Consider the following 26120-nt stretch of genomic DNA (forward strand, 5'->3'; position numbering starts at 1 on the left):
AGCACGTTCGGCGGTGCCCGGTCCACAACGGACCCCGGATGGCCCACACTGTGCAGATGCGCGCTGTCGTCTACGAGGCATTCGGGCAGATGCCCGCCGTCCGGGAGGTTCCGGACCTCGAGCCCGAGCCCGACGCCGCGGTGGTCTCGGTGGAGGCGACCGGATTGTGCCGCAGCGACTGGCACGGCTGGGCCGGTCACGACCGTGACATCGCGGTGCCGCACGTGCCCGGCCACGAGTTCGTCGGGCGCGTGGTCGCTACCGGCGCAGCGGTGGCGTCGGTGCAGGTGGGTCAGCGGATCATCGCCCCGTTCGTGTGCGGGTGCGGGGTGTGCCCCCAATGCACCGATGGCCAAGCGCAGGTGTGCCCGGACCAGACCCAGCCCGGGTTCACCCACTGGGGATCCTTCGCCGAGCAGGTTCGAGTGCGGCACGCCGACTTCAACGCCGTCGTCGTCCCTGAGCGCCTGGACCCGCTCGCCCTGGTGGGGTTGGGCTGCCGGTTCGCCACCGCCTTCGCCGGCCTGCATCACCGTGCCCAGGTGCGGCCCGGTGAGCGCCTGGCGGTGATCGGCGCCGGTGGGGTGGGGCTCTCGGCGGTGATGATCGGCGCGGCCCTGGGTGCCGAGGTGATCGCGGTGGACCGGGCCCCGGCAGCGCTGACGTTGGCCCGGGCCGCCGGAGCGGCACACACGGTACTGGCCGGAACCGCTGACCCGGAGGGCCTCGCCGCGCAGGTGCGCCGGTTCGGTCCGGTGCAGGTGAGCCTGGAAGCCCTGGGCCGGGCGGAGACCACCCGTGCTGCACTGCTCAGTCTGGCTCCCCGCGGACGGCACGTGCAGATCGGTCTGTTCGCCGAGGAACCATCGCTTCCGGTGGGCGCGATCATCGCGCGGGAACTGGCGTTCCTGGGTTCCCACGGAATGGCCGCCGCCCAGTACGGGCCGATGCTGGGCCTGGTCGTCGCCGGGACGTTGCGCCCGGCGGACCTGGTCACCCGCCAGATCACGCTGGACGAGGTTCCCCGGGCGCTGGCACGGATGGACCGGGACCCGGCTCCGGGGATCACGGTGGTCCGGCCCACCCCTACCGGCGACGGCGACGGCAGCAGCACGCTCACGGCATGACGAGCCGTGCTGCGGGTCTCGAGGGCGAGCCTGCGCGCTCAGGGCGATACCCGCAGGGCTCGCCGTCGGTAGGCACGCTCGCCGTCGGTAGGCACGCTCGGCGGCGGCGGGCACTCAGCCGGTGTTCTGCAGGCCTGCGGCCACTCCGTTCACCGACAACAACATGACCCGGCGCAGTTGGTCGTCCACGTCCTCCCCCTCATCGGCGCGTAGCGCCCGCAACGCACGGAGCTGGATCAGCGAGAGCGCGTCGACGTAGGGGCTGCGCAGCTGCACCGCCCGGCCCAGCACGCTGTGGCCGGCGAGCAACCGGTCCTGCTCGGTGATGTCCACCACCCACTGGCGGGTCAGGACCATCTCCTCCATCACCAACTCGCTCAGGTCCTCCCGGTCGCCCAGATCCAAGTAGCGGCGGGCGATCCGCTCGTCGGTCTTGGCCAGGGACATCTCCACGTTGTCGATCATGGTGGTGAACAGCGGCCAGCGCCGGTAGGCCTCCCGCAGCCGCTGCAGGTCCCCCACCGCGGCCAGCGCCGAGCCGAGCCCGAACCAGCCGGTCAGGTTGATCCGGGCCTGGGTCCAGGCGAACACCCACGGGATCGCGCGCAGGTCCTCCAGCGACTCCACGCTGAGGCCGCGCCGGGCCGGGCGCGAACCCAGTGCCAGCCAGCCGACCTCCTCCTGCGGGGTCACCTCGGCGAACCAGCCCGGGAAACCCTCGGCGTGCACCAGCTGGAAGAACCGGTCCCGGGACACCCGGTCCATGGTGGCGGCGACGTCGGCGAAGTCCTCGGCCGCGGTGGCGTTGCGCTGCTCGATGTGCGGGGTGGAGGCCAGCAGCGTGGCCGCCGCCACCTGTTCGATGTGCCGGGCCGCGATCACCGGGTCCCCGTAGCGGGCGAAGATCACCTCGCCCTGTTCGGTGAGCTTGAACCGGCCGTCCACCGACCCGGGCGGCTGGGACATCAGGGCCCGGTTGGCCGGTCCGCCACCGCGGCCCAGGGCGCCCCCACGACCGTGGAACAGGGTGAGGGTGATGTCGTTGTCCTTGGCCCACCGGGTGATCCGCGACTGCGCCTCATACAGCGCCAGGGTGGCCGCGACCGGGCCGACGTCCTTGGAGGAGTCCGAGTACCCGAGCATGACCTCCAAGCGTCTACCGGTGGCCTCCAGGCGGGCGCGCACCTGGGGCAGCTCGATCATCTCGTCCAGTACCTCGGTGCTGTTCTTCAGGTCCTGGTGCGTCTCGAACAGGGGGATCACGTCCAACACCGGCGCCTCCTGCTCCGAGCCCAGTGCGGCCACCGCCAGCCGGAACACGTTCGCCAGGTCGGTGGCCGAGGTGGTGAAGGAGACGATGTAGCGCCGGGCGGCCAACTCCCCGTAGCGGTCCTGGATCGCCCCGATGGAGCGGAAGGTCTCCAGCACCTCCTCGCTCATCTCGCTGAGTTCCTCATCGGCGTCGATCTGGGCCAGGGTCGCCGAGTGCACCTTGGCGTGCTGGCGGACCTCCAGTTCAGCCAGGTGGAACCCGAAGGTCTGCACCTGCCAGATCAGTTCCTGGATCTCGCCGTAGGCCTTGCGCTTCTCTCCCACCTGGGCCAGGGAGGTCTGCACCACCTCGAGGTCGGCGAGCAACTCATCGGCGTCGCCGTAGGCCAGATCGGCGTCGCGCTGCCGGGTGGCCGCGATGCGCTCGGCGATCATCAGCACCACCCGGCGGTAGGGCTCGTCCGGGGACCGGGTTGCGATGTCGGAGGTCAGTTCCGCGGCGAGGCGGCGCTGACGGTTCCACAGCGCTTCCAACTCCGCGGTGGTCGGGGTGGTGTGGGAGTCCAGAGTCAGACCGCGTCCGATCCGCTGCGCCACCCGCTCCAACCCGAGCAGCACGTGCTCGTTGGCGATCGCGGCGGCGGCTCGGGTGATGCCGGAGGTGACGTTGGGGTTACCGTCCCGGTCCGCCCCGATCCAGGAACCCAGGCGCACGAACGCGCGCGATCGAGGTTCACGGCTCACCGCGTGGTCCCCGTCGAGCAGATCGTCCAGCCGCCGGTACATCTGCGGCAACACGCTGAACAGAGTCTGGTCGAACACACCCATCGCGGTGCGGACCTCATCCAGCGGGGTGGGCTTGTCCGCCCGCAGCGGGGAGGTGCGCCACAGGGTGTCCACCTCCGACAGCAGCGCGCGCTGCACGTCCCCGCGTTCGCGGGCACTCAGCCGCTGGTCATCCCACTGCCCGACGAGTTCGCTGATCCGCCGGATGCACGAGGACACGGCGCGCCGCCGGGCCTCGGTGGGGTGGGCGGTCAGCACCGGGCGGAACTCCAGCGCCTCGACTCGGGCGAAGGCCTCCTCCCGGCCCACCTGGTCGGTGAGGAACTCCAGCGCCTGGGCCATCGAGTCCTCCGGCGGACGGCCGCTGGCCGTGGGCGAGCCTCCCACCTGGTCGCGTTCGCGGAGCACCCGGACCCGGTGGAACTCCTCGGCCAGGTTCACCAGGTGGAAGTAGGCGCTGAACGCCCGGGCCACGTCCTCGGCCCGCTCCAGCGTGAAGGAGTCAACCAGTTCCTCAGCCTGGGTGAAGGCGTCCGAGCCGGGTTCGGAGTAGGCGGTGATGGTCAGTTCACGCAGCCGCTCGACGTCATCGAGCAGATCCTGCCCACCGGATTCGGCCAGCACGGTGCCGAGCATGCCGCCCAGCATCCGCACGTCGTTTCGCAGTGCCTCGGGCACCTCCATCGCCGCTCCGGTCCGGGAGCCGGACGCCAGGTGCTCGGCCGGCGTGGCTGCGCTCTCGGCGTCCTGGGCCGACGTGCTGACGTCCGTGGCTGGTGTCTCGGGTCTGATCGACATGATCGAAAGCGTAACGAGTTCTTGGGCCTTCCTTGTACGCCGTCTCATGAACGGTTACCCAATGGCATGGAAATCACCCAGAACGCGTGACGCCGATCACCCCGACCGGTCAGGAACGCACAGTTCATCACCGGCCACCCCGCCAGACAACCGATGCGCCGGTCAGATCAACCAGGTAGCACCGGGTTCGGCGACCTCGATCGGTCCGGCGTAGGTGCCGGTCGCCTCGGTGCGTACGGTGGCGGCGCACGTCCAGGGCGGGATGTGGGTGAGAATCAGGCGCCCGGCGCGCGCCTCGGTGGCCAGCTGTCCGGCGCGCAGCCCGGTCAGGTGGATCCCGCGCACCTGGTCGCGCTCCTCCTGGAAGGCGGCCTCGGACAGCAGCACGTGGGCGTCGCGGGCGGCCAGGGTCACGCCGGCGCAATGGTCGGTGTCCCCGGTGTACGTGAGCACCCGGGGCCCAGCGCCCTCGGCGGACGGTCCGGTGATCCGCATGGCGTAGGCGGGGACGGGATGCTCCACCTCGAATGGTTCGATCACGAACGGACCCAGGTGCACCGGTGTGCCGGGCTGCCAGGTGGTGACGGTGAAGGCGTGATCGGGATTGCCGGACTCCCCGCACAACTGGGCGATCCGAGCGCGGGTACCTGCCGGGCCATAGACCGGCACCGGGGGGCGCGGGGCGCCCGGGCCGTAGCGGATCAGTACCTCCAGCCCGGCCAGGTCGGCGATGTGGTCGGCATGCAGGTGCGAGACCAGCACCGCGTCCACCTGCGCGGGGTCCACGTAGCGCATCGCCTGCCCCGCCGCTCCGGGCCCCAGGTCCAGCAGCACCTGCCAGGTGCGGTCGCCGTCGTGGGCCTGCAGCAGGTAGCACGAGGCCGCCGACTCCGGCCCGGAGATCGACCCGGAACTGCCCACGACCGTCAGTTTCATCCCCGTGCCCCACTTCCCCCTCGTGTCCGTACCCCGGGCACCGGCTCCGCTCCCGGGCCCGCGGCGACGGTGATCTTCGGGATCTCACCGGTGATCTCCACCGCGCTGTGCGAGCCGACCTCCGGTCCCAGGAATCGGTGGGCCAGGTCATCGAAGGCATCGGTGTCCCCGGTGGCGAGGAACCTGTGCACCGGGGCGGCACCGTCATCACGCACCAGGTCATGGGCCAGGAGCGCCCGATAGACGTCCTTGGCGGTCTCCTCCGCGGAGGAGACCAGGGTCACGTCATCGCCCATCACGTACTGGAGCACCCCGGTCAGCAACGGATAGTGGGTACACCCCAGCACCAGGGTGTCCACCTGCGCCCGGCGCAACGGGGCAAGGTACTCCGCGGCAGCCTCCAGCACGTCACCACCGGCGGTGATCCCGCGTTCGACGAACTCCACGAAGCGAGGCGCCGCCGCCGTGGTCAGGTCCAGGTGCGTCGCTGCGGCGAAGGCGTCCTCGTAGGCCTGGGAGGTGATCGTCGCCTGCGTGGCCACCACACCCACCTTGTGGTTGCGGGTCATCGCCACCGCCCGGCGCACGGCCGGCTGGATCACCTCCACCACGGGGATGCCACGGCTGCCGGTGTAGCGCTCGCGGGCATCGCGCAGCACTGCCGCGGAGGCGGAGTTACAGGCGATCACCAACATCTTCACACCGGAGTCCACCAGATCGTCCATCACCCGCAGCGCGTGCGCACGAACCTGGGCGATCGACAGCGGGCCGTAGGGGCCGTGGGCGGTGTCGCCGACGTAGCGCACCGACTCCCCCGGCACCTGGTCGAGTACGGCGCGGGCCACGGTCAGCCCGCCCACGCCGGAGTCGAAGATCCCGATCGGTGCCTGCTTCATCGCCCCCAGCTTAGCCCGGCGACCGGGGTCGCAGGAGCGTCAGTCCTGGAGTGTAGGCAACATCACCTGGACCAGGGACTCCTGCAACCAGGTGAAAGCCGAGTACACACTCGCCAGTGCCAGCCGCAGATCCTCCTCCTCGCTGCTGCCGGGACGGCCCGATGTGGTGGACAGCGCGTAGATCTCCTCGGCGTCGGCATCGGAGCGTATCCCCAGCCGCTCGGACAGCACCAGGCGCACATCGGTCATCGCGGCCGCCCAGTCCATCGCCTCCTCCGGCGGCACGGTGAGTTTGATGCCCGGGGCACGCAGCGCCGCCCAGACCATCCGCAGCCGGGCGATCTTGTCGTTGCGCAACTCATCCTGGGTAAGGCGACGGAACTCTGCGGCCAGTTCGGGATCGTCACGGCTGGCGGCGGGCAGCAGCCGGGCCAGGGCCGGGTCGGCGGGCTCGGGCACGTCCTGGCCGAGCCGGGCCAGTTGCTCCTCCATACCCTCGGCCGCGTCGTCCTCATCCCCCGTGGCTCCGGCATCCTCCGGCCCGTTCGTGGCCGCGCCGCCGCCACCGCCGGAGACCGCTGCGGAATCCGGGTGGGACCCCTCGCCCGTTCCCGGTCCGGCACCGGCATCGGGACCGGCAGGGCCGTGGTGAGCCCCGTCGTCGGCCTCCTGCCCCGGGCCGCCGGGTGCCAGGTCCCGGGGAGGATCGCCCAGCAGCGTGGCGGTGTCGGCGATCACCCCTGCCAGGATGGAGCGTTCGGTTGGGTCGAGTTCGGCCACATAACGGCCACGACGGCGTACGAACGCGCGCATCAGGCCCCCTCCTGGTCCAGCGTCGCCCACAGGCCGTAGGAGTGCATGGCCTGCACGTGCGCCTCCATCTTCTCCCGCGCCCCGGAGGCCACGACCGCCTTGCCCTCATGGTGGACCTGGAGCATCAACTCGGTGGCCTTCTGCTCGGAATAGCCGAAGTAGGACCGGAACACGTAGGCCACGTAACTCATCAGGTTCACCGGGTCGTTCCACACGATGGTGCGCCAGACCTTGTCCGGTTCCGTGCGCGCGCCGATGCCCACCTCGGTGTCGGTGTCCGGTGCGGCGGTCATGCCACCAGGGTAGGCCCCGAGTGCCGAGCAGCCCATCCGGTGCCCGCCCGCGGCGGCCCGGCCACGGAGGCACCCGCTGTCTCTGCTGCGGTGAAGTCAGTAGGGTCGGGCGCTATGACGCAACCGCACGCCCCCAGCACGGCCCTGTTGACCGACCGGTACGAACTCACCATGGTCCAGGCCGCCCTGGCGAGCGGGACGGCGGAGCGCCGCTGCGTGTTCGAGGTGTTCACCCGCCGGCTGCCCCCCGGGCGCCGCTACGGGGTCCTGGCCGGTACCGGACGGTTCCTGGAGGCGCTGACCGATTTCCGGTTCACCGACGCCGAGCTGCAGCACCTGCGCGACGAGGGGGTCGCGAACACCCAGATGTTGGACTACCTGGCGAACTACCGCTTCACCGGGAGCATCTACGGGTACGCGGAGGGCGAGGTCTTCTTCCCCGGCTCCCCGGTACTGGTGGTGGAGTCCACCTTCGCCGAGGGGGTGCTGCTGGAGACCCTGGCGTTGTCGGTGCTCAACTACGACTCCGCTGTGGCCTCAGCGGCCTCCCGGATGACCTCGGCCGCCGGCTCGCGCCCGTGCCTGGAGATGGGATCGCGGCGCGCACACGAACAGGCCGCGGTCGCGGCCGCACGGGCCTCGGTGGTGGGCGGGTTCACCGGCACCTCCAACCTGGAGGCCGGACGGCGGTACGGGTTGGAGACGATCGGCACCGCCGCCCACTCCTTCACACTGCTGCACGACGACGAACCGGCCGCCTTCGCGGCGCAGATCGCCGCCTACGGCCCGCACACCACCCTGCTGGTGGACACTTATGACATCGCCGAGGGCGTGCGCCGGGCGATCGAGGCCGCCGGCACCGAGTTGGACGCGGTGCGGCTGGACTCCGGCGATCTGGGCGTGGTGGCCCGGGAGGTCCGGGACCAACTGGACTCCCTCGGTGCGCCCGGTACCAAGATCGTGGTGTCCTCGGATCTGGATGAGCACGCGATCGCCTCACTGGCGGCGGCACCGGTCGATTCCTACGGGGTGGGCACCTCGGTGGTGACCGGCTCGGGCGCACCCACCTGCGGGATGGTGTACAAACTGGTCTCCCGTGAGGGCGCGAGCGGCCAGATGGAGTCGGTGGAGAAGGCTTCCTCGGCCAAGACCAGCGTCGGCGGACGCAAGAACGCGGCCAGGCGCCTGGACCCCGCCGGGCGGGCCGAACAGGAGGTCGTGGTGGCTGGCGCCGGGGCGCAGTGGGCCCCGGGCGAGGAGGATCTTCGCGTCCTGCAGGTGCCCTTGGTGCTCGACGGCGAAGTGCACAGGTCCTTCACCGGCACCTCGGGCGTGCATGCCGCCTCGCAACGACACCGAGCCTCACGGGCCGAGCTCTCCCCCTACGCCCGGCGGCTGTCCGCCGGCGATCCGGCCCTGGAGACGGTGCACCAGATGCTCTGAGCGCCCTCCGGTCCGATGGGGCGCCGTGTCTCAACGCGCGGGCCCGGCCGTGGGTGACATACCCTCGAGCGCGGACAAGCCTCCCAGGGCGCGCGACGGCAGGGCCCGAGCAGCAGACAGGAGGGGACCGTGAAGGGTCGAGTGTGGCGCCGCATCGTCAACAGGGTGCGCTCCCCGGAGTTCGTGACTACCGGGATCCAGGTGCTCAAGAGCACCATCGCGGCCACAGCGGCCTGGTGGTTGGCCGTGGCGGTCTTCGAGACCGAACTCCCGTTCCTGGCTCCCTGGACGGCGTTGCTCACCGTGCACGCAACCGTCTACCGGTCCCTGAGCCGGGGCCTGCAGACGATGGTCGCCTCCGCGGTCGGCATCGGGTTGTCGTTCGTGATCGGCGCCTACCTCGGAGTCACGCTCTGGACGTTCGGGCTGGCGCTGTTGGTGGGGCTTGTGGCTGCCCGTCTGCGCTGGCTCAGGGACGAGGGCGTGGCCATCGCCACCACCGCCATCTTCGTGCTCGGTAGTGGCTTCGGCGAGCAGGCTCCCCTGCTCGACGATCGTCTGCTCGAGGTGGCCCTCGGGGTGGCTGTCGGCGTGGTGGTGAACCTGGTGCTCGTGCCACCGCTCTGGGAGGGGCGGGCCGCCCGGTACGTGGACAGCGTGAACCGCCGTATGGGCCAGGTGCTCATCGAGATCGCCGAGGAGCTGGAGACGTCCTGGGACACCGCGCGCGCCGACGCCTGGGTCAGCGAGACGGTCTCGATCACCGCCGAGGTCGAGCACGCCTCGCAGTGGGTCTCCTTCGCCCGGGAGAGCCGCCGCGCCAACCCGCGGTTGCTGGCCCCGGCGCGGCCCCGTGTGCGGGAGCGGCGCAAGGACCGGGCTCGAGCCGGGCAGCCAACCTCCTACGAGGAGCTCCTGGAACGGATCGGTGAGGGAGTCTCCCATCTGCGGCATCTGGCCCGGACGCTACGTGAGGCCACGATCGCGGAGAGCCGCTGGGATGACATGTTCCGGCAGGCCTGGGTGGCGATCGTGCGTGATGCCGGCCGGTCAATCCAGGATCCCGACGCCCAGGTGGAACCGGTGCACGACCGGCTCCGGGCACTGGCCGGGCGGCTGACCGAGGGTGGGCAGCTGCCCGGGGCCGACTGGCCCGTGTACGGCTCGTTGATCACCAGCATGGAGCACATCGCGGTGATCGTCGACGACGTCGCCTCGGCCAGGGAGGCCAGGCAGGCCGACCGCCCGAATCCGCGGGTCTGATCGAGACGGTGCCGTGGGTGCGTCCGTTGCCGCGGCACCCGGTCAGCGCCGGCCGACGAACCAGGCGCGCACCTTGGCGATGCGTGCCTGCAGGTGCTCGGCGCTTGCGCGGGCCACCTCCCCGCCGCCGGTGTGCTCACGCAGCCGGGTGTGCACCACTCCGTGCGGAGTGCCGCTGCGCCGCGCCCAGGCGCTGACCAGCGCGTTGAGTTCCTTGCGCAACTCGGTCAGCCGGCGATGGTCGACCACGTCGGTAGCCGATGCGCCGGCGCGCGGGGCCTTGTGCCGGCCGAGCTGCTCGGCCTGGCGGCTGCGCAACAACGTGGCCACCTGATCGGCATCCAACAGCCCCGGCAGTCCGAGGAAGTCCTGCTCCTCATCCGATCCCAGGTCCCCGCCGGTGCCGAACTCACCGCCGTCGAAGAGCACCTTGTCGAAGGAGGCCTGGGCGTCCAGGGCGGCGAAGCCGGGCAGCATCTGCTCATCGGAGGCCTGCTCCGTGCGGTTCGCTCCGGCGAGCGCGTCGTCGTCGAGCCAGACCTCCTCACCCTGGGCCACCGGCCGGTCCAGGGCATGGTCGCGCTCGGTCTCCAGTTCACCCGCCAACGCCAGCAGCACCGGGACCGAGGGCAGGAAGATCGAAGCGGTCTCCCCGCGCCGCCGGGCCCGCACGAAGCGGCCCACCGCCTGGGCGAAGAACAGCGGGGTCGCGGTGGCAGTGGCGTAGACCCCCACGGCCAGGCGGGGCACGTCCACTCCTTCGGACACCATCCGCACCGCCACCATCCACCGCTGGTCGCCGGTGGCGTACTCCTCGATCCGACCCGATGCCCCGGCGTCGTCGGAGAGCACCACCACCGGCTTCTCGCCGGCGATCTGACGCAACTGCTCCGCATAGGCGCGGGCCTTGGTCTGGTCGGTGGCGATGACCAGCCCGCCGGCGTCCGGGACGTGCCGGCGCACTTCGGTCAGGCGCCGGTCCGCAGCGGCCAGCACCGCAGGGATCCATTCCCCTTGCTCATCCAGGGCGGTCCGCCAGGCCTGGGCGGTGATGTCCTTGGTGGCGGCCTCCCCGAGCCGGGCGCTGACTTCCTCTCCGGTGCGGGTGCGCCAGCGCATCTGCCCGGAGTAGGACAGGAACAGCACCGGGCGCACCACACCGTCGCGCAGCGCGTCGCCGTAGCCGTAGGTGTGATCGGCCCGGGAGCGTCGAATGCCGTCGGGTCCGGGTTCGTAGTCCACGAACGGGATGGCTGCGGTGTCGGAGCGGAACGGGGTGCCGGTCAGCGACAAGCGCCGGGTGGCAGGCTCAAACGCCTCCCGCATCGCCTCGCCCCAGGACAACGCGTCCCCGCCGTGGTGGACCTCATCCAGTATCACCAGCGTGCTCGCCGCCTCGGTGCGGGCCCGGTGCAGAGCGGCGTTCGCGGCCACCTGGGCGTAGGTCAGGGCCACCCCGTCGAACTGGGCGCCGTGACGGCCCTGCGCGTTACGGAAGGTGGGGTCCAGGGCGATGCCGACCCGCCTGGCAGCATCGGCCCACTGGGTCTTCAGGTGTTCGGTGGGAGCGACCACCGCGATCCGGCGCACCACGCGCTGCTGCAGCAACTCAGTGGCCACACGCAGCGCGAAGGTGGTCTTACCGGCCCCGGGCGTGGCCACGGCGAGGAAGTCGCGAGGCTGATCACGCAGGTAGGTATCCAACGCCGCGGCCTGCCACGCACGCAGCCGCTCCGCTGTCCCCCACGCAGCGCGGTCGGGGTAGGCCGGAGGCAGGTGGGAGGCGGCCGCAGTCGACCCCGGCACGTCGGCCGACCCGGTGCGAACGGGACCCGCGTCGTGCTGTGGATGGTGAGGAGGGGCGGCCTGGTGATGCCCGCCGGTCACTTCTTGGAGCCGAAGCCGAAGAAGCCCCGGCCCTTGCCCGAACCCGAATCGTCCCCGTCGCCCCCGGCGCCCATCGTCTCGTAGATCTCCTTGCACGCTGGGCAGATCGGGTACTTCTTCGGATCCCTGCTGGGGGTCCAGACCTTCCCGCACAGCGCCACGACCGGCCCACCGGAGACGGCCGAGGCGGTCACCTTGTCCTTACGTACGTAATGGGAGTACCGCTCGGAATCACCGGCGTCGGTCTTGTCCCGGACCTCCTCGCGCTCCAGCACGTCTGTCGAGGTAGCGCCACCGGAGAGGCGTTCGGTCTCCTGTGGCTGCGTCGGCGGATTCTGCTCGGTCATGCCCCCAGTGTACGAGCCCGCTCAACCGGGCTCCACCACCCCGCACTCCCGTCGTGGCCGATGCCTGCCTCTTCGTCCTCTCCGCATCGCACCCGAAGCGTCCGCCCCGCGCCTGACCCGGTGTCCAGCGGTTCAGGGCGCAGACGACAGCCGTGCTACGGCCAGCCGGTAACCGAGCCCTCGGACGTTCTCCACCGGGTCGACACCCGCGCGCACCAGCTTCTCACGCACCCGCTTCACCATCGGGGTGAGCGCCACCGGGACGCCGCCACGCCCCGGCCCCACGATGCTGATCAGGTCCGCGGTGCCGATCACCTCATCGGCACGGCCCGCGAGGGCGTACAGCAGCCTGAACTCCCTCAGGCTGAGGCGGACCACGCGGCCGTGCACCTGGGCCTCGATCGCGGCCGGGTCGAGCCACAGGGGGCCGAGTTCGAGGGGCCGCGTGGTCCGTGTGCTCCCCTCGATCCCGGCGAGTGCGGTCAGAACCGAGTCGAGCCGGTAGGGGTGCTCCAGGATGGGTCTGGCGCCGGCGAAGATGATGGGCGAGGCGGCCTCGGTCTCATCCGTCCCGAGTGCGAGCAGTACCGGTGTGCCCAGTTCGTCCCGGATCGCGCTCACCGCACCGATCGCCTCTGCCGTGGGCACGGCCGTGGAGAGCACCAGGACGTCGGGTTGGTCACGGCCGCAGGCGAGCAGCGCTCGGTGCGGTTCGGTGTGCACCGCGACCGCGAGGCCGATTCCGCGCAGATCCTTGATGATCGGTGCCTCGCAGTCGAGCCCGGGGTCGAGGAACGACACCGAGTTGACCTGCCCATGCCGCTGCCAGGTGCGCAGAGTGTCCAGGTAGCGCACCTCGGTAGCTCGGTCGGTCGCCGGGTCCGGGGCAACGTGGGCAGCGACCATCACACGCGGTGGGCTTTCGAGGCGCGTGCTCCGACGTACCGGGCGACGACGGTGAGCACCAGGACCACCACCAGCAGGGCCAGCGCCCCACCCCAGGCCCGTTCGATCCCCGGATCGAACGGTTGCCGGGCGCCGTTGTAGATCTGCAACGGCACGGCGCTGATCGCCACGTTGTAGGCGGCGTAGACGATGTTGACGTTGCCGAATGCGGTGAGGATGAGCGGGGCGGTCTCCCCCGCGCCGCGGGCGATGGCGAGCATCACGCTGGTGGTCAGGCCCGGGGCGGCAGCCGGCAGGACCACACGGGTGGTGGTCTGCCACTTGCGCGCACCCAGCGCAAAGGATCCGCGGCGGATGTCCGCTGAGACGGTCTTGAGCACCTCCTCGCAGGAGCGCACCACGATGGGCAGCATCACGATCGCGATCGCGACCGCGCCGGTGAACGCCCCGAATCCGACCACCTGTCCGGTACCCAGCACCAGGATCGCGTAGACGGCCAACCCGATGAACACCGACGGGATACCTGTCATGACGTCGGTGACGAAACGGATCAGGGTGGCGAACGACCCTGTGCCGTAGTCGACCAGATAGACCGCAGCGGCCAGGCCGAGCGGTACCGAGATGCCGATCGCCATCAGCATGATGATCCCGGTGCCGATGAAGCCGGCGGCGTACCCGCCGCCCTCCCGTGCCGGCGGGTGCTCCCGTTCGGTGAAGAACTCCCAGGAGATCACCCCGGCCCCCATCCGAACCACCTCGATGATGATGAGTAGCAGGGGGATCGCGGCCAACACCATCAGGAACGTCAACACGACCCGGGTAGCCGCATCGAAACGCTTGCGGCGTCTGCCGTTGCCGGTCCGGGACGTGAGAGGTGCGGGGGCAGAGGGCCCGGACTTCTCGTTCGGACGGGTCAGGGTGTGCGTCACAGGGCATCTCCAGCAGAAGCGGTCCGGGCGAATCGCCACACGATCAGACGTGCAAGGACGTTCACGACCATGGTCAACAGGAACAGCACGACGCCGATCCCCATCAACGCCGTCAGCGTCTCGGGTGAGGCGTCCTGGAACGTCGCAGCGATGTGGGCGGCAAGAGAGTCCCCGGGAAAGAACAGCCTGGACCCGGCTTGTTGTGAACCTCCGATGAGCATCAGCACCGCGATCGTCTCCCCCAGTGCGCGGCCCAGACCCAGCATCGTCGCTCCGACGATGCCTCCGAAGGATCGGGGCAGCACGATCCTTCCGAGCACCTCGCTCTTGGTCGCCCCGAGCCCGTAGGCGGCGTGGACCTCCTCCGGTGGGGTGGCGGCCATCACCTCGCGGGTGATCGCGGTGATGATCGGCAGGATCATGATCGCCAGCACGACCCCGGCGTGGAAGTAGTTGGTGTTCGGTACCGAACCGCCGACGAAGGGGAACACCGAGCCGAGAGTGGTGTTGATCGCCCGGGAGATCGGGTGCAACACGTTCGGCACGAACCAGAGCAGGCCCCACAGGCCGAAGATGATCGAGGGCACCGCGGCGAGGATCTCCACGCTGTAGGACAGCAGGGTGCGGAACCTCCTGCTGGCGTAGAAGGTGATGAACAGTGACACGCAGATCGCCAGCGGAAGTGCGATCGCGACCGCGATCGCCGAGGTGTACAACGTGCCGAGGATGAACGGCATCGCACCGTAGGTCCCGGTGAACTCGTGACGCGCGAACCCGGCGTGCCACTCCGGCCCGAGGACGAACTCGAAGAAGCCCTGGTAGACGAAGACCGGGTAGGCGTCGAAGACAGTGCGCAGCAGCATCGCCCCGAGCACGAGCAGCACACTGGCGCCGGCAAGCGCCAGGAACGCGGTGAAGATCCGGTCGGAGTACCGCCCGGCCCCGTGGCTGTGCAGTGCACTACGCCCGGGTGGCTTGGTCACAGTCATTGGTGGCCGATCTGCTCATCAGGAACTGAGGGTCGGTGGTGAAGATCGGGGGCAGGGCGGGCGTGGCTGCGGCCCGCCCTGCGACCCGGTCTACTCCTGGCTGTTGATGAGGTCGATGGCCTCCTGCACCCGGGGGCGCAGTCCGTCGCCGAGCGGCGCGTAGGCGAGGTCCCGGGCCAGGTCGATGGCCACCTGGTCCTGGGTGGCCCAGGTCCAGTAGTGCTTGAGCATCTCGGCGGTGTCGTCGTCATACCCGCATTCCCAGGCAAAGATCCAGTTGGCGCCGACGATGGGGAAGCCTTCTCCCCCGACTCCAAGGATGTCGAACTGGAAGCTGTCCGGGATCTCCAGCACCTCGAGGGCCTCAGTGGTGGCCTCCAGGGTGGCCTGAACCGCATGTCCGTCTTCGTTCACCACCGCCGCTGTAGCGAGGTCGTTGACGATGGCGTAAGCCTGGTTCACGTAGCCGATACCACCGGGGTTCTGCTCGATTCCTGCGGTGACGCCCTCGTTGCCCTGGCCGCCGAGGGTCTCGGCCGGCCACTGCACCTCGGTGCCCGAACCGAGCGTCCAGTTCGGTGCGGCGTCCTCGAGGTAGGTGGTGAACACCGAGGTGGTCCCGGAGCCGTCGGAACGGTGTACCGGGATGATCTCGGTGTTCGGCAGATCGCGGTCGGGGTTGAGCTCGGCGATCTCCGGGGCGTCGTAGTGGGTGATCTCCCGCTGGAAGATGCCCGCGATCGTCTCTGCGTCCAGGACCAGGCCCTCCATCTCGTCGTCGCCGAATGCGAGCGTCACCGCACCGAAGAGCACCGGAAACTGAATGGCCGCGCAGCCACGTGCCGCGGCCCCGGCCTCGAGGTCCTCGTCGCGCAGGTAGCGCTCGGAGGAACCGAAGTCGATGGTCTGCTGCAGGAACTGTTCGATCCCACCGCCCGAGCCGATCGACTGGTAGTTGATCTGCACCCCGGTCTCGACCTCGCTGGAGTACTCGAAGGCCCAGTCCTGGAAGACCGGGTTGGGGAAACTCGCACCGGCTCCTTCCAGTTCGCCGCTCAGGCCGGCGCTCGCCGAGTCGTCGTCGGCGTCGTCGGGGTCGTCGGCGCTGATCTCCTCGGCCGGCTCTGCGTCGTCGCCCGGGGCGGCGTCGGCCGGGCCCTGGCTACCTGCGCAGGATGCGAGCACGAGCGCGAGTGCGGTAATGGCTGCCGCGGAGGCCGCCCGTGGCTTGGTGAGGGTGGTGCTGGTCATGGTGTCTTCCGTCTCCTTGGGGGTGGGTGTGGGTCGGTGCGGGAAGTGGACTCGGTCAGCCGAAGCGGCCGGTGATGTAGTCCTCGGTCCGTTGGTCGGACGCGTTGGCGAAGATCGTGCTGGTCAGGTCGTACTCGACGAGCGCGCCGCTCCGCTCGCCGGCCTCGTCGTCGATGTCGACCGTGAGGAATGCGGTGCGGTCCGAGACCCGGGCCGCCTGCTGCATGTTGTGCGTGACGATGACGATCGTGTACTCGTCGCGCATCTGGCGCATGAGGTCTTCGATGCGCAGGGTGGCGATCGGGTCGAGCGCCGAACAGGGCTCGTCCATCAGGATGACGTCGGGGCTCACCGCGATCGCGCGGGCGATGCACAGCCGTTGTTGCTGCCCCCCGGACAGGGAGAACCCGGAGTCCTTGAGCTTGTCCTTCACCTCATCCCACAGGAACGCCTTGCGCAACGCTTCCTCGACGAGGTCGTCCATCCTGCCCCGGTGACCGTTCAGGCGTGGCCCGAAGGCGACGTTGTCGTAGATCGACTTCGGGAACGGATTCGGCTTCTGGAAGACCATCCCGATCCGCCGGCGCACCTCCACCGGGTCGACGCCGGGGGCGTAGATGTCCTCGCCGTTGTAGCGGAAGGATCCACCGATGCCGGCGCCGGGGATGAGGTCGTTCATCCGGTTCAATGAGCGCAGCAGGGTGGATTTCCCGCAGCCGCTGGGCCCGATCAGCGCGGTGATCTCGCGCCGCGGGATGGTCATACTGACGTCTTTGATGGCCGCGAAAGACCCGTAACTGACCGAGGCATCATCCAGTTCGAAGACAGGAGCCTCGAACTCTTCTGGCGGTGTGTTCCCACGACTCGCCGGGGTGTGATCACGGCCGAACTCGATCTGGATCTCAGGCCGCTGGTCGATCTCAGGGCGCTGGTCGGTCGGGGTCGGCGCTGGCCGGTGCGCCATAGGGTCTCCGTTCGTCTCGAGGTGAGTGGCCGCGGGCTGCAACCACGGCGTCGAGACACATAGAAGCCCCTCTATATGAATCCCGGGTGAACGAGGGCCGACTTCCGGCACAACATCGACGTACCTCTATGCTTTGCCGCGCGTGCCCGCCGTTGCCGCGGGTCCGGACAGGGTGCGCAGCAGGCCTTCGACACGGTGCGTGACCTCGTCGATGATCGCCTCGACGACCGACTCCTGCTGGCCGGATGGATCAAGCACCTGCCAGTCCAGGTAGGTCGGCCCTGGGTGCAGCGGACAGGCGTCTCCGCACCCCATCGTGATGACGTAGTCGGAGGCGCGGACCACCTCCTCGGTCAGCGGCTTGGGGAACTCATTGACGGTGGCGTGACCACGACGTTCCAGCAGCGTGGCGACGTGCGGGTTGATCCGGGCCCCGGGCAATGAGCCGGCGGTCCGCACCCGCACGTGCGGTCCGGCGCGGCTGCGCAGGATGGCTGCGGCGATCTGGGACCGTCCGGCATTGCGCACGCAGACGAACAGGACGTCGGTGCTCGTGCGCAGAGTGCGCCCTTCTGCCCGGGCCAGTGCGGCCAGACGATCGGCCGCGAACCGGGCAGTCAGGACCGGAAGGTGGGCCCGGACGCTGGCCCGGGCGGCCAGGAGTGCGTGACTGTCCACCACGAACTGCTCGATCGTTTCCCTGGCGAAGACCCCCTGGAAGTCCCGCGCGAGGGCCTCGACCAGCCCGGTAGGGCGTGGCACCGGGCGTGCCCTCCGGTCCTCCCGCCGGTCCAGTACCTGCCCGCCGAACATGGCCAGGGCATCGGCAGTCGGCGCGTAGGAACGCTCCCCTTCGTGGAGCCGACGAGGCTCCAGCAGCCCGACGTCGGCCATCGCGTCCAGATGAGCCTGCACCGCGGCGACGTCCATCTGACGGCCGGCCAACGTCAGCGCCGTGACGTCCCACCGGTGCAGGATGAGGTCGAGCAATTGCACACGTGCCGGGTCGGCCATGACCGCGAGCCGACGTGCGCGCAGCCGGGTCACCCATTGCTCCCGAGGGAGCCGACTACCTCAGCAGGTCCCCGATGGCGGCCAACCGCTCCGGGACGATCGAGCACCAGACGCGCCGGCCGCGGGGAGTGCGTGTGATGATCCCGGCCTCGGCGAGGACCTTGAGGTGGTAGGTGATCGTCGGCTGCCGGAAGTTCAGAGCCGCGGCGAGGTCGGTGACGCACGCTTCGCCGGTTGGGCTGTGGTGGATCAGGCTCAGCAGTTGCAACCGGGTCGGAGTGGAGACGACCTTCAGCAGGCCGGCCGTGCTCTCCGCCTCCTCGCGGCTCATCGCCGGCTGCAACGCCGCAGGTGCCGGCTCGGCATCCGCGGGGCGCCGAGCCGGGGCGGGGGTCATGGCACGCCATCCTAGCCCCGGCGCCGCGCCGGATCGGCGGGGGCACATCGGCGGGGCCGCAGGCCATCAGGGCTCCAGGAGCAGTTCGGTCATGAGTCGGCGCACGTGGGCGTCGACCACGTCCCGGATCCGCCGGGCCTCCTCGACCGTGGCCTCCGCCGGGTCTTCCAGGGGCCAGTGCTCGTATCGCTTGCCCGGATAGACCGGGCAGGCATCTCCGCAGCCCATCGCGATCACGACGTCGGCGGCTCGCACCACCTCGTCGGTCAGCGGCTTGGGGAACTCCGCGGTGAGGTCGACGCCCACCTCGGCCATCGCGGCCACCACGCTCGGGTGGATCGCTTCCTCCGGTGCGGAACCCGCTGAACGCACGCGCACCCGGCCGGCCGCACGCCGGTTGAGCAGACCGGCCGCCATCTGGGAACGCCCGGCGTTCTGGACGCAGACGAACAGCACCTCGGGCACATCGCGCGGCACCACTGCCTCGGCCCGGGCCAGGGCGTGCAACCGGTCCGCGGCGAACCGTGCCGTCAGGGCCGGCAGGTGGGTGGGGACCCTCGACGTCCGCGCTAGTGCGGCATGAGACTCCACCACGTAACGGTCGACCGTCTCGGGACTGAACACACTGGCGAACCGTTCCGCGAGGTCTTGCGCGATCCGGTCCAGGACCCGGTCGGGGCGGAGCAGTCCCGACAACCCCCCGCCCTCGCTCCGCACCGCCGGGACGGCTGTGTCGTCCCGGGGGTGAGCCTCATGCGGGGCGCGGCCGTCGACGCCCGCGGAGGTCATCGCGCTGCCGCCGCGGGCAGCAACTCCGTCAGTAGTTTCTGGACCCGGACCTGGATGTCGTCACGTACCCGGCGGACGGTCTCGATGTCCTTGCCCGCAGGGTCCTCCAGCTCCCAGTCCTCGTACCGAACCCCCGGGAAGTAGGGGCAGGCATCCCCGCAGCCCATCGTGACCACCACGTCGGAGGACTGCACCGCATCCGGGGTGAGAATCTTGGGCTCATTGGCGGAGATGTCGATGCCGAGCTCCTTCATCGCCTCCACGGCAACGGGGTTGATCTGGTCCTTCGGCGCCGAACCGGCCGACCGCACCTCCACCCGCCCTGCGGATAGGGCGGTGAGTAGACCCGCGGCCATCTGGGAACGACCGGCATTGTGGACGCAGACGAACAGGACGCTGGGAGGGTGAGCCATCTGGTGATCTCCTTCTAGGGCATCGGGGACAGTCGGGGCGCGAGAGTCTGGACCCTGCGCGTGAGTTCATCGAGCGCTTCGTCGAACGCGCCGTCGTCCCCGCGGGTGACGGGGTCGGGAACCGACCAGTGGATGTCGATGGGCAAGGCCAGTTCCTCGTGGGCCCGGTCGCAGACGCTGATGAGCAGGTCACCCTCCGCCAGCACGTCGCTGAGGTGCCGGGGCCGCACCAGGGGCAGGTCCAGGCCGTGACGGCGGGCGACCTCGATGGCCCCGCGGGAGATCCGGTCAGCCGGGTGGGTACCGGCCGAGATCACCGGAACCTGGCTCGCGACGCGCCACAGTGCGGCGGCGAGGTGGGAGCGAGCGGAGTTTCGGGTGCACACGAACACCACCCGCACGACCCGGCGATGGTCCCAGGGCGTGAGTTCGTCCAACGACCCGGGCACGATCTGGACGTAACTGCGTCGTCGATCGGCCTCGGACTTCTTCCGGCTCAGCACCCCTTCACGCTCCAGCACACCGAGATGGTGGGCCACGAGGTTCGACGGCGCACCCAGGGTCTCAGCGAGTTCGGAGGGCGAGGCATCGCCCAGGGCCAACACGTCGAGGATCCGCAGCCGTGCTGGGTCGGCGAGGGCGGCGTGCAACCGGGCTCGCCGCTCGATCGAACTTCCCTCATCACTCATTGAGTCAATAGTGATTGAGTAATGCGACGGTGTCAACCCGCGCCACCCCGGGAGGCCTCGCTGCCGGATGGCCAGGCCCTACCGTCAGGGGTCTCAGGCGCCGAGGATCGTCAACCACCCGGCAAGTGCGAGCAGCGTGACGGCCAGTACCGGGATCGTGAGCACGATCCCGATCTTGAAGTAGGTTCCCCATCCGATGTGCATGCCCTTGCGATCAAGGACCGACAACCACAGCAGCGTCGCCAGGGATCCGATCGGGGTGATCTTCGGCCCCAGATCCGCCCCGATCACGGCCGCGTAGACCATCATCTGTTCGGTCAGCCCGGTAGCCCCGGCTGATTCGATGCCCAGGGCGGCGATCAAGGTGGTGGGCATGTTGTTCATCACCGACGACATCCCGGCCACCAGGAAACCGGTACCGGTGGCCGTGGCCAGGTCGCCATGCTGGGCTATCGCCGCCAACAACTCCCCCAGGTGGTCGGTGAGGCCTTGATTGCGCAGCCCATAGACCACCAGGTACATCCCCAGGCTGAACAGCACGATCTGCCACGGGGCGCCCCGCACCACCGACCACACCGCGATCGCAGGTTCGGCCGAGGTGAGCGGCGCCGTCCGGCTCAGTCCGGCCCCGCCCTGACCGAACCGGGCAAGGTCCGTCACGGCCGGCGCCGCCCCCTCCTGCCGCTCGTCCCCGGCGTCCGGCACGTGGGCATCGGTCGCCGGGAGTGCGGCGAGGTCCTCGTCCTGACCCGACGGGCGTGCCCGGGCACCGACCCGGCGGAACAACGCCCGTGGCCGGCGGGCTGCGATCAGCGCAAGCACCAACGCGCCGGGCCCGGCCACGGCGGCAACCGGCATGCCGACGGCATCGGCAGCGAAGTAGCCGATCAGCACGATCACCAGCACGACGACGCCGGCTCGGAACGTCGTCGGATCGCCCACCGCCTCGGCCGGACGCCGCAACGCGCTGGGGTCATACCGACCCGGAATGTCCTTGCGGAAGAACAACCGCAGCATCCCCAGGCTCGCGGCGACCGAGACGAGCGCCACCGGCACCATGACCAGGGCGTACCGAGCGAAGCCGATTCCGAAGTAGTCGGCAATCACGATGTTGACCAGGTTGGACACGACGAAGGGCAGACTGGCGGTGTCGGCGATGAAGCCGGTGGCGATCACCAGCCCGAAGGCGACCTTCGGCGAGAACTTCAACGCCATGATCATCCCGAACACGATCGGGGTCAGGGTCAGGGCGGCGCCGTCGTTGGCGAACACCGCCGCGACCGCCGCGCCGAGTACGACGATGAGGTTGAACAACGCACTACCGCTGCCCCGTGCCCAGCGGGCCACGTGCAGGGCAGACCACTCGAAGAAGCCCGCCTCGTCCAGGATCGAGCAGATGATGATGATGGCGACGAAGGTCAACGTGGCGTTCCACACGATGCCCCACACCACGGAGACGTCACTGAGATGGACCACCCCGGCCAGAAGTGCCACCACGGCGCCGCCCAGGGCGCTCCACCCGATGCCCAACCCTCTCGGCTGCCAGATCACCAGGACAAGGGTGACGGCGAAGATGACCAGCGCGAGCAGCACGCCTCACACCTGCCCGTGCAGGTTCGTCGTCGTGGACATGACGCGTCGAGCCCTTCTTGTCAGCGCACGGTCGCCTTCACATTGACGACCATCGATCAAACACCGCGCAGCATGGCACGACCCATCGATAGGCGTCAATCTGTAGCGTGCACCCTCGCCCCCGGTACCGATTCCGGCCGACAAAGAAGGGGCGCGAAGACCGCATCCGGTCTTCGCGCCCCTTCGTAGCCCGCTCGGGTCAGACCCGAGCGGAGTGGGTCACTTGGCGACGGCCTTCTTCAGGACCGAGCCGGCAGAGACCTTCACGCCGTATCCGGCGGGGATCTCGATCTCTTCACCGGTGCGGGGGTTACGGCCGGTGCGGGCAGCGCGCTCGACGCGCTCCACGCTCAGCAGGCCGGTGACCTTGACGGGCTCACCCTTGCCCAGGGACTCCACCAGAACCTCCTGGAAGGCACCCAGGGCGGCGTCAGCCTGGGACTTGTTCAGTCCAGACTTCTCGGCAATTGCAGCTACGAGGTCAGTGCGGTTGACGGACACGTAAGTTCCCTCTCATCGATCTTGATCGCAACCCGTCTGGGTAGCGCCGTGACGACACTACGACTCCGATGGGGCAATCGGCACCAACACGCTCGTTTTCAGCGAGATTTCGCCGATTCTTTCGAGTTCAATCTCCACATCAATCACATTACTCACATGTGTCACATCAGTAACGACCCTTGGCACCGTCCGCGGCTCCGGGCGGCGAATCGCCTCCCAGGGCGGTGGCAGTGCCAGAACCTGCCGCGGAACCTGCTTCGTCCTGGGCGTGCAATCGGCGCAGGTAGTCGTTGTAGTCGTGCAATTCCCGGTCGCCGTCGCGCACGGCTCGCTCATCCAGTCGGCGGGCCTGACGCTCATCCGAGCGCAGCCACTGTGCGGCCAGGACCAGGGCGGCGATGATCACCGGGAACTCACCGGCGCCCCAGGCGATCGCCCCACCGACGGATTGGTCGGCCAGCAGCGCCTCCGTGTCGGTGAAGCCCAGCTGGTTCCACCAGTCCTCGGCGAGGACGTAACTGAGGGCCATCACCGAGATGCCGAAGAAGGCGTGGAAGACCATCGTCACCAACAGCACCAGCAGCCGGACCAGATGCGGCGGTTTCCGTGGACCGGGGTCCACGCCGATCAGCACCCAGAAGAAGACGTACCCGGTCAGCAGGAAGTGCGCCTGCATCACCACGTGACCGCCGTGATCGCGCAGCGCCCACTCGAACCAGCCGGTGAAGTAGAAGGCGATCAGGCTCCCGGCGAAGATCACTCCCGCGACCACCGGCCGGGTGATGAAGTGGCCGTACCGGGACTGCAGTATCACCAACAGCCACTCGCGCACGCCCCGGGAGCCGTCGCGCCGCACCGGCAACGCCCGCAGCGCCAGCAGCACCGGCGCCCCGAGTACCAACAGCAACGGGATCACCATCATCAGGCTCATGTGCTGGAGCATGTGGGTGCTGAACTGCAGCCGCCCGTACACGCCCAGCCCGCCGCTGGTGGAGAAGACCAGCAGCACCATCGCCAGGAGCCAGCAGATCGTGCGGTGGATCGGCCAGGTCACCGAGCGTCGCGTCAGGATGCGCACCCCCCGCAGGTACAGGATCGAGGCGAGCAGCACCGCGGCGATCAGCATCCAGTCCGGTTGCACCTGGGTGAGAAGGTTCACCGGCGAGACCGGCGGGGGCGGGGCGAAGCCCAGCAGCGCATGCTGGACGTCGTAGGTGACCCGCTCCTGGGGCACCGGCGGGGCACTTGCCGACAGTGCCACGGAGACCCCCACCGTCAGGGCCATCACCACGATCTCACCGGCCGCCAGACGCACGAACCGGCGCGTGCCCGTGGGCCCGTCCAGGGAGGGGAGGATCCGTTGCCGCTGCACCCAGCCGGCCGTGCCGAGCACAGCCAGCGCCGCGATCTTGACCAGCAGCAGCCGGCCGTAGGGATGGGCGAACAGATCCTCCGGGCCCTGCAGCCGCAGCAGTCCGTTGACCACACCGGAGAGCGCAACCGCGGCGAACGCCACCAGGGCCAGCCGGGAGTAACGCAGCGTCACCGGGCGCAGGTGCCTGCCAAGGCGCGGCGCCAGCACGCACAGCGCAAGCAACCCTCCGACCCATATGGTCACCCCGATGAGGTGTACGCCGAGACTGTTGACGGCGTTGGCATGTTCATCGGCGCCGGCGGCGTGCCCGGAAAGCGCCAGCGGGAGCAATGCCGCGATGCTCAGCCCGCCGGCCCACCCCAACCGGCCGATGCGGCTGGGGAAGGCCAGCAACACCACCGTCACCAGCACCAGGGCCACCGATAGCACCCGGGTTCGACCGGCCTGCAGCTCGGTGGCGAAGAAGACCACCTGGCCGAACAGCCCCGGGTCGGTCAGGGGCATACCGATGGTGTGGGCGGTGGTGAGAACGAGGAGACCCAATCCGGCCAGTGCCCAGCACCCGGCGGCCAGGGCGCCCCAGCGGGCCAGGCGCCACTGGTGGATGCCGGAGACGCCGCGGTGGTCCGGATTCCCGGGCAGGGCGAAGGCGGCCAGCACCGCGGTACCGACCGTCGCCGCGGCGGCGATGTCATGGACGGCCCGGGAGACCGGGAGCCCGTACCGCACGCCGGCCCCGGGGTCCAGCAGCGCCTGGGCAACCAACTCACCGGTCGTGGTCAGGGCGAGCAGACTCACGGCCACCGCTACCACCAATGCCACGCCGATCAAGGCGAGGTAGCCACGCCGGCCGCCTAGCCGTCGCCGACCCTGCGTGGCCGGTGACCCGGTTCGCGTGGCGTCAGAAACCGCTGGCACCTGTGTTCACCTCGGACTGCTCTGGTAGGAAGGCTGTGGGGCCGGGCCGAACGACCCGGTCCCTGGCACGGACGGAACGCCCGTCCAGCCGGGGCTGGATCGCCCGAGTTCGACGGCGCATCCCCCGGGCGGCGCGCAGCGCCGTCGTCGGATCGAGGGACCTCGCCGGGTTCGCCGGGTTGGTCCCTAGTGTACGACCGGCCGGCCGGGTCCCGAGTTGGTGGGTCCCGTGGGCCACAGCGGAGGGCCGGTCCGTCGGCCCGCAGGGGGCGGCACGACAGGTCGGTGATTAGGCTCGACGCGAGGCGAACCCAACCGGAGGTGGACGATGAGCGTGTTGACCGAGGAGTTGTTGGAGCGGATCCGCGAGCGCGCCGCCGGGTACGACGAACGCAACGAGTTCCCCATCGAGGACTTCGACGAGCTCGCCGGTGCCGGCTACTTACGCTCCCTGGTGCCGGTGGACCTGGGCGGCTCGGGCCTCTCCCTGGCCCAGATGGTCGGCGAACAGATGCGCCTGGCCGGGGCCTCGGGCGCCACCGCGTTGGCCGTGAACATGCACCACGTCTGGCTCGCGGTGGCCCGGGTGATGGCCGACCGCGGCGACGACGCGCTGGAGTTCGTGGTGCGGGAGGCCGCCGAGGGGGAGGTGCTCGCCTTCGGTATCTCCGAGCCTGGCAATGACCTGGTGCTGTTCGGTTCGCGCACCGAGGCACGGCCCGACGGCGAAGGCGGCTACACCTTTCATGGCACCAAGATCTTCACCTCCCTGGCGCCGGTGTGGACCCGGCTGGGCACCTTCGGCAGCGATCACACCTCCCCCGATGCGCCCAAGAGCGTCTACGCCTTCATCACCCGTTCGGGCGTAGCGACCAAGGACGACTGGGACACCATGGGTATGCGCGCCACCCAGTCCCACACCACCGTGCTCGACGGGGCCCGCGCCGCAGCAGATCGGGTGGTGCGCCGCCTGGACCCCGGGCCCAACCCCGACCCGTTGATCTTCGGGATCTTCTCCTCGTTCGAGATCCTCACCTCCTCGGTGTACGTCGGGATCGCCCAGCGCGCCCTGGACCTGGCGATCGAAGCCGTGCGCGCCCGTACCTCGATGCAGCACGACGGCACGACGCTCGCGCACCTGCCCGACCCGCGGCGCCGGATCGCGGCGGCCGGAATCGCCCTGGAGGGTGCCAGGACGCAACTACTGGCGCTGGCCAGGGATGTGGACGAGCAGGTCGAGCACGGTCCGGCGTGGTTCGCCAAACTCTCCTCGTTGAAGGTGCGGACCACGCAGGCCGCCAAGGACGTGGTGGAACACGCCGTGCGGGCCGCCGGCGGCGCCTCCTACTTCCGCCGCCACGAGTTGTCCCGGCTGTACCGCGACGTGCTGGCCGGCATCTTCCATCCCTCCTCGGAAGACTCGGCCCACCAGACGATGGCCACCCACCTGCTCGGTCCCGTCCCGGACTGAGCGCACCACCTCGGGCGCGCC

General features: G+C 69.7%; 24 protein-coding genes. 4 read left to right on the top strand and 20 right to left on the bottom strand.

From position 1 onward, the window contains the following. Positions 1-56 precede the first annotated feature (56 nt). Positions 57-1127, top strand: a complete 1071-nt coding sequence (locus tag ACPL7H_RS14115; protein ID WP_424797499.1) for an alcohol dehydrogenase catalytic domain-containing protein — start codon at positions 57-59, stop codon at positions 1125-1127. Between the two features lie 114 nt (positions 1128-1241). Here ACPL7H_RS14115 and ACPL7H_RS14120 read toward each other — a convergent pair whose 3' ends face one another. From ACPL7H_RS14120 to clpS, 5 genes are all read right to left on the bottom strand, one after another. Continuing rightward, a complete protein-coding gene (locus tag ACPL7H_RS14120) occupies positions 1242-3869 on the bottom strand; it encodes a phosphoenolpyruvate carboxylase (protein WP_424797595.1) in 2628 nt (875 codons plus the stop codon). Between the two features lie 276 nt (positions 3870-4145). Continuing rightward, complete coding sequence (locus tag ACPL7H_RS14125; RefSeq protein WP_424797500.1) at positions 4146-4919, bottom strand: MBL fold metallo-hydrolase; 774 nt, start codon at positions 4917-4919, stop codon at positions 4146-4148. Continuing rightward, entirely contained in the window at positions 4916-5815 is a 900-nt protein-coding gene (gene murI / locus ACPL7H_RS14130; protein ID WP_424797501.1) for a glutamate racemase, read from the bottom strand. Before murI ends, ACPL7H_RS14125 begins: the two co-directional genes overlap by 4 nt. A gap of 39 nt (positions 5816-5854) precedes the next feature. Then, on the bottom strand, positions 5855-6628 hold the full coding sequence (locus tag ACPL7H_RS14135; RefSeq protein WP_424797502.1) for a DUF2017 domain-containing protein: 774 nt from the start codon (positions 6626-6628) through the stop codon (positions 5855-5857). Beyond that, positions 6628-6921 carry an ATP-dependent Clp protease adapter ClpS gene (clpS, locus tag ACPL7H_RS14140; RefSeq protein WP_424797503.1) on the bottom strand — a complete coding sequence of 98 codons (294 nt, stop codon included), beginning with the start codon at positions 6919-6921 and terminating at the stop codon, positions 6628-6630. Before clpS ends, ACPL7H_RS14135 begins: the two co-directional genes overlap by 1 nt. A 114-nt stretch (positions 6922-7035) precedes the next feature. On the opposite strand from clpS, the gene ACPL7H_RS14145 reads away from it, so the two are divergent. Together ACPL7H_RS14145 and ACPL7H_RS14150 are read left to right on the top strand one after the other, a co-directional pair. After that, the gene (locus ACPL7H_RS14145) at positions 7036-8364 is read left to right on the top strand and encodes a nicotinate phosphoribosyltransferase (protein WP_424797504.1); all 1329 of its coding nucleotides are present in this window, start codon (positions 7036-7038) and stop codon (positions 8362-8364) included. A gap of 129 nt (positions 8365-8493) precedes the next feature. Next, entirely contained in the window at positions 8494-9627 is a 1134-nt protein-coding gene (locus ACPL7H_RS14150; protein ID WP_424797505.1) for an FUSC family protein, read from the top strand. Positions 9628-9669: 42 nt separating this feature from the next. On the opposite strand, the gene ACPL7H_RS14155 is transcribed toward ACPL7H_RS14150, so the two are convergent. From ACPL7H_RS14155 to ACPL7H_RS14225, 15 genes are all read right to left on the bottom strand, one after another. Further along, positions 9670-11433, bottom strand: a complete 1764-nt coding sequence (locus ACPL7H_RS14155) for a DEAD/DEAH box helicase (protein WP_424797506.1) — start codon at positions 11431-11433, stop codon at positions 9670-9672. Positions 11434-11510: 77 nt separating this feature from the next. Next, positions 11511-11861 (bottom strand): DUF3039 domain-containing protein, encoded by a 351-nt coding sequence (locus ACPL7H_RS14160; protein ID WP_424791661.1) that lies wholly within the window; start codon positions 11859-11861, stop codon positions 11511-11513. A 132-nt stretch (positions 11862-11993) separates the two neighbouring features. Next, positions 11994-12767 carry a winged helix-turn-helix domain-containing protein gene (locus ACPL7H_RS14165; RefSeq protein ID WP_424797507.1) on the bottom strand — a complete coding sequence of 258 codons (774 nt, stop codon included), beginning with the start codon at positions 12765-12767 and terminating at the stop codon, positions 11994-11996. After that, on the bottom strand, positions 12767-13696 hold the full coding sequence (gene pstA, locus ACPL7H_RS14170) for a phosphate ABC transporter permease PstA (protein ID WP_424788247.1): 930 nt from the start codon (positions 13694-13696) through the stop codon (positions 12767-12769). Before pstA ends, ACPL7H_RS14165 begins: the two co-directional genes overlap by 1 nt. Next, entirely contained in the window at positions 13693-14685 is a 993-nt protein-coding gene (gene pstC, locus ACPL7H_RS14175; RefSeq protein WP_424797508.1) for a phosphate ABC transporter permease subunit PstC, read from the bottom strand. The genes pstA and pstC overlap by 4 nt, the downstream gene beginning before the upstream one ends. Before the next feature lie 90 nt (positions 14686-14775). After that, positions 14776-15936 carry a phosphate ABC transporter substrate-binding protein PstS gene (pstS, locus tag ACPL7H_RS14180; RefSeq protein ID WP_424797509.1) on the bottom strand — a complete coding sequence of 387 codons (1161 nt, stop codon included), beginning with the start codon at positions 15934-15936 and terminating at the stop codon, positions 14776-14778. 55 nt (positions 15937-15991) lie between these two features. Further along, entirely contained in the window at positions 15992-16900 is a 909-nt protein-coding gene (pstB, locus tag ACPL7H_RS14185; protein WP_424797510.1) for a phosphate ABC transporter ATP-binding protein PstB, read from the bottom strand. A gap of 126 nt (positions 16901-17026) precedes the next feature. Beyond that, a complete protein-coding gene (locus tag ACPL7H_RS14190) occupies positions 17027-17947 on the bottom strand; it encodes a three-helix bundle dimerization domain-containing protein (protein ID WP_424797511.1) in 921 nt (306 codons plus the stop codon). A gap of 22 nt (positions 17948-17969) precedes the next feature. Next, positions 17970-18311, bottom strand: a complete 342-nt coding sequence (locus tag ACPL7H_RS14195) for an ArsR/SmtB family transcription factor (RefSeq protein ID WP_424797512.1) — start codon at positions 18309-18311, stop codon at positions 17970-17972. A 66-nt stretch (positions 18312-18377) separates the two neighbouring features. Beyond that, the gene (locus ACPL7H_RS14200) at positions 18378-19100 is read right to left on the bottom strand and encodes an arsenate reductase ArsC (RefSeq protein WP_424797513.1); all 723 of its coding nucleotides are present in this window, start codon (positions 19098-19100) and stop codon (positions 18378-18380) included. Next, complete coding sequence (locus tag ACPL7H_RS14205; RefSeq protein WP_424797514.1) at positions 19097-19513, bottom strand: arsenate reductase ArsC; 417 nt, start codon at positions 19511-19513, stop codon at positions 19097-19099. The genes ACPL7H_RS14200 and ACPL7H_RS14205 overlap by 4 nt, the downstream gene beginning before the upstream one ends. Positions 19514-19527: 14 nt before the next feature. Next, complete coding sequence (locus ACPL7H_RS14210; protein ID WP_424797515.1) at positions 19528-20202, bottom strand: helix-turn-helix domain-containing protein; 675 nt, start codon at positions 20200-20202, stop codon at positions 19528-19530. A gap of 93 nt (positions 20203-20295) precedes the next feature. Beyond that, on the bottom strand, positions 20296-21795 hold the full coding sequence (locus tag ACPL7H_RS14215) for an arsenic transporter (RefSeq protein WP_424797516.1): 1500 nt from the start codon (positions 21793-21795) through the stop codon (positions 20296-20298). A gap of 258 nt (positions 21796-22053) precedes the next feature. After that, entirely contained in the window at positions 22054-22335 is a 282-nt protein-coding gene (locus ACPL7H_RS14220; RefSeq protein ID WP_424788257.1) for an HU family DNA-binding protein, read from the bottom strand. A gap of 166 nt (positions 22336-22501) precedes the next feature. Next, positions 22502-24532, bottom strand: coding sequence for a cytochrome c oxidase assembly protein (locus tag ACPL7H_RS14225; RefSeq protein WP_424797517.1), 2031 nt, complete (start codon positions 24530-24532; stop codon positions 22502-22504). A 424-nt stretch (positions 24533-24956) separates the two neighbouring features. Here ACPL7H_RS14225 and ACPL7H_RS14230 point away from each other — a divergent pair, with 424 nt between their 5' ends. Next, positions 24957-26099 (top strand): acyl-CoA dehydrogenase family protein, encoded by a 1143-nt coding sequence (locus ACPL7H_RS14230; RefSeq protein WP_424797518.1) that lies wholly within the window; start codon positions 24957-24959, stop codon positions 26097-26099. The last annotated feature ends 21 nt before the right edge of the window (positions 26100-26120 follow it).

Source organism: Pseudactinotalea sp. Z1732 (genome assembly GCF_049724975.1).
Taxonomy (GTDB): domain Bacteria; phylum Actinomycetota; class Actinomycetes; order Actinomycetales; family Beutenbergiaceae; genus CALKWS01.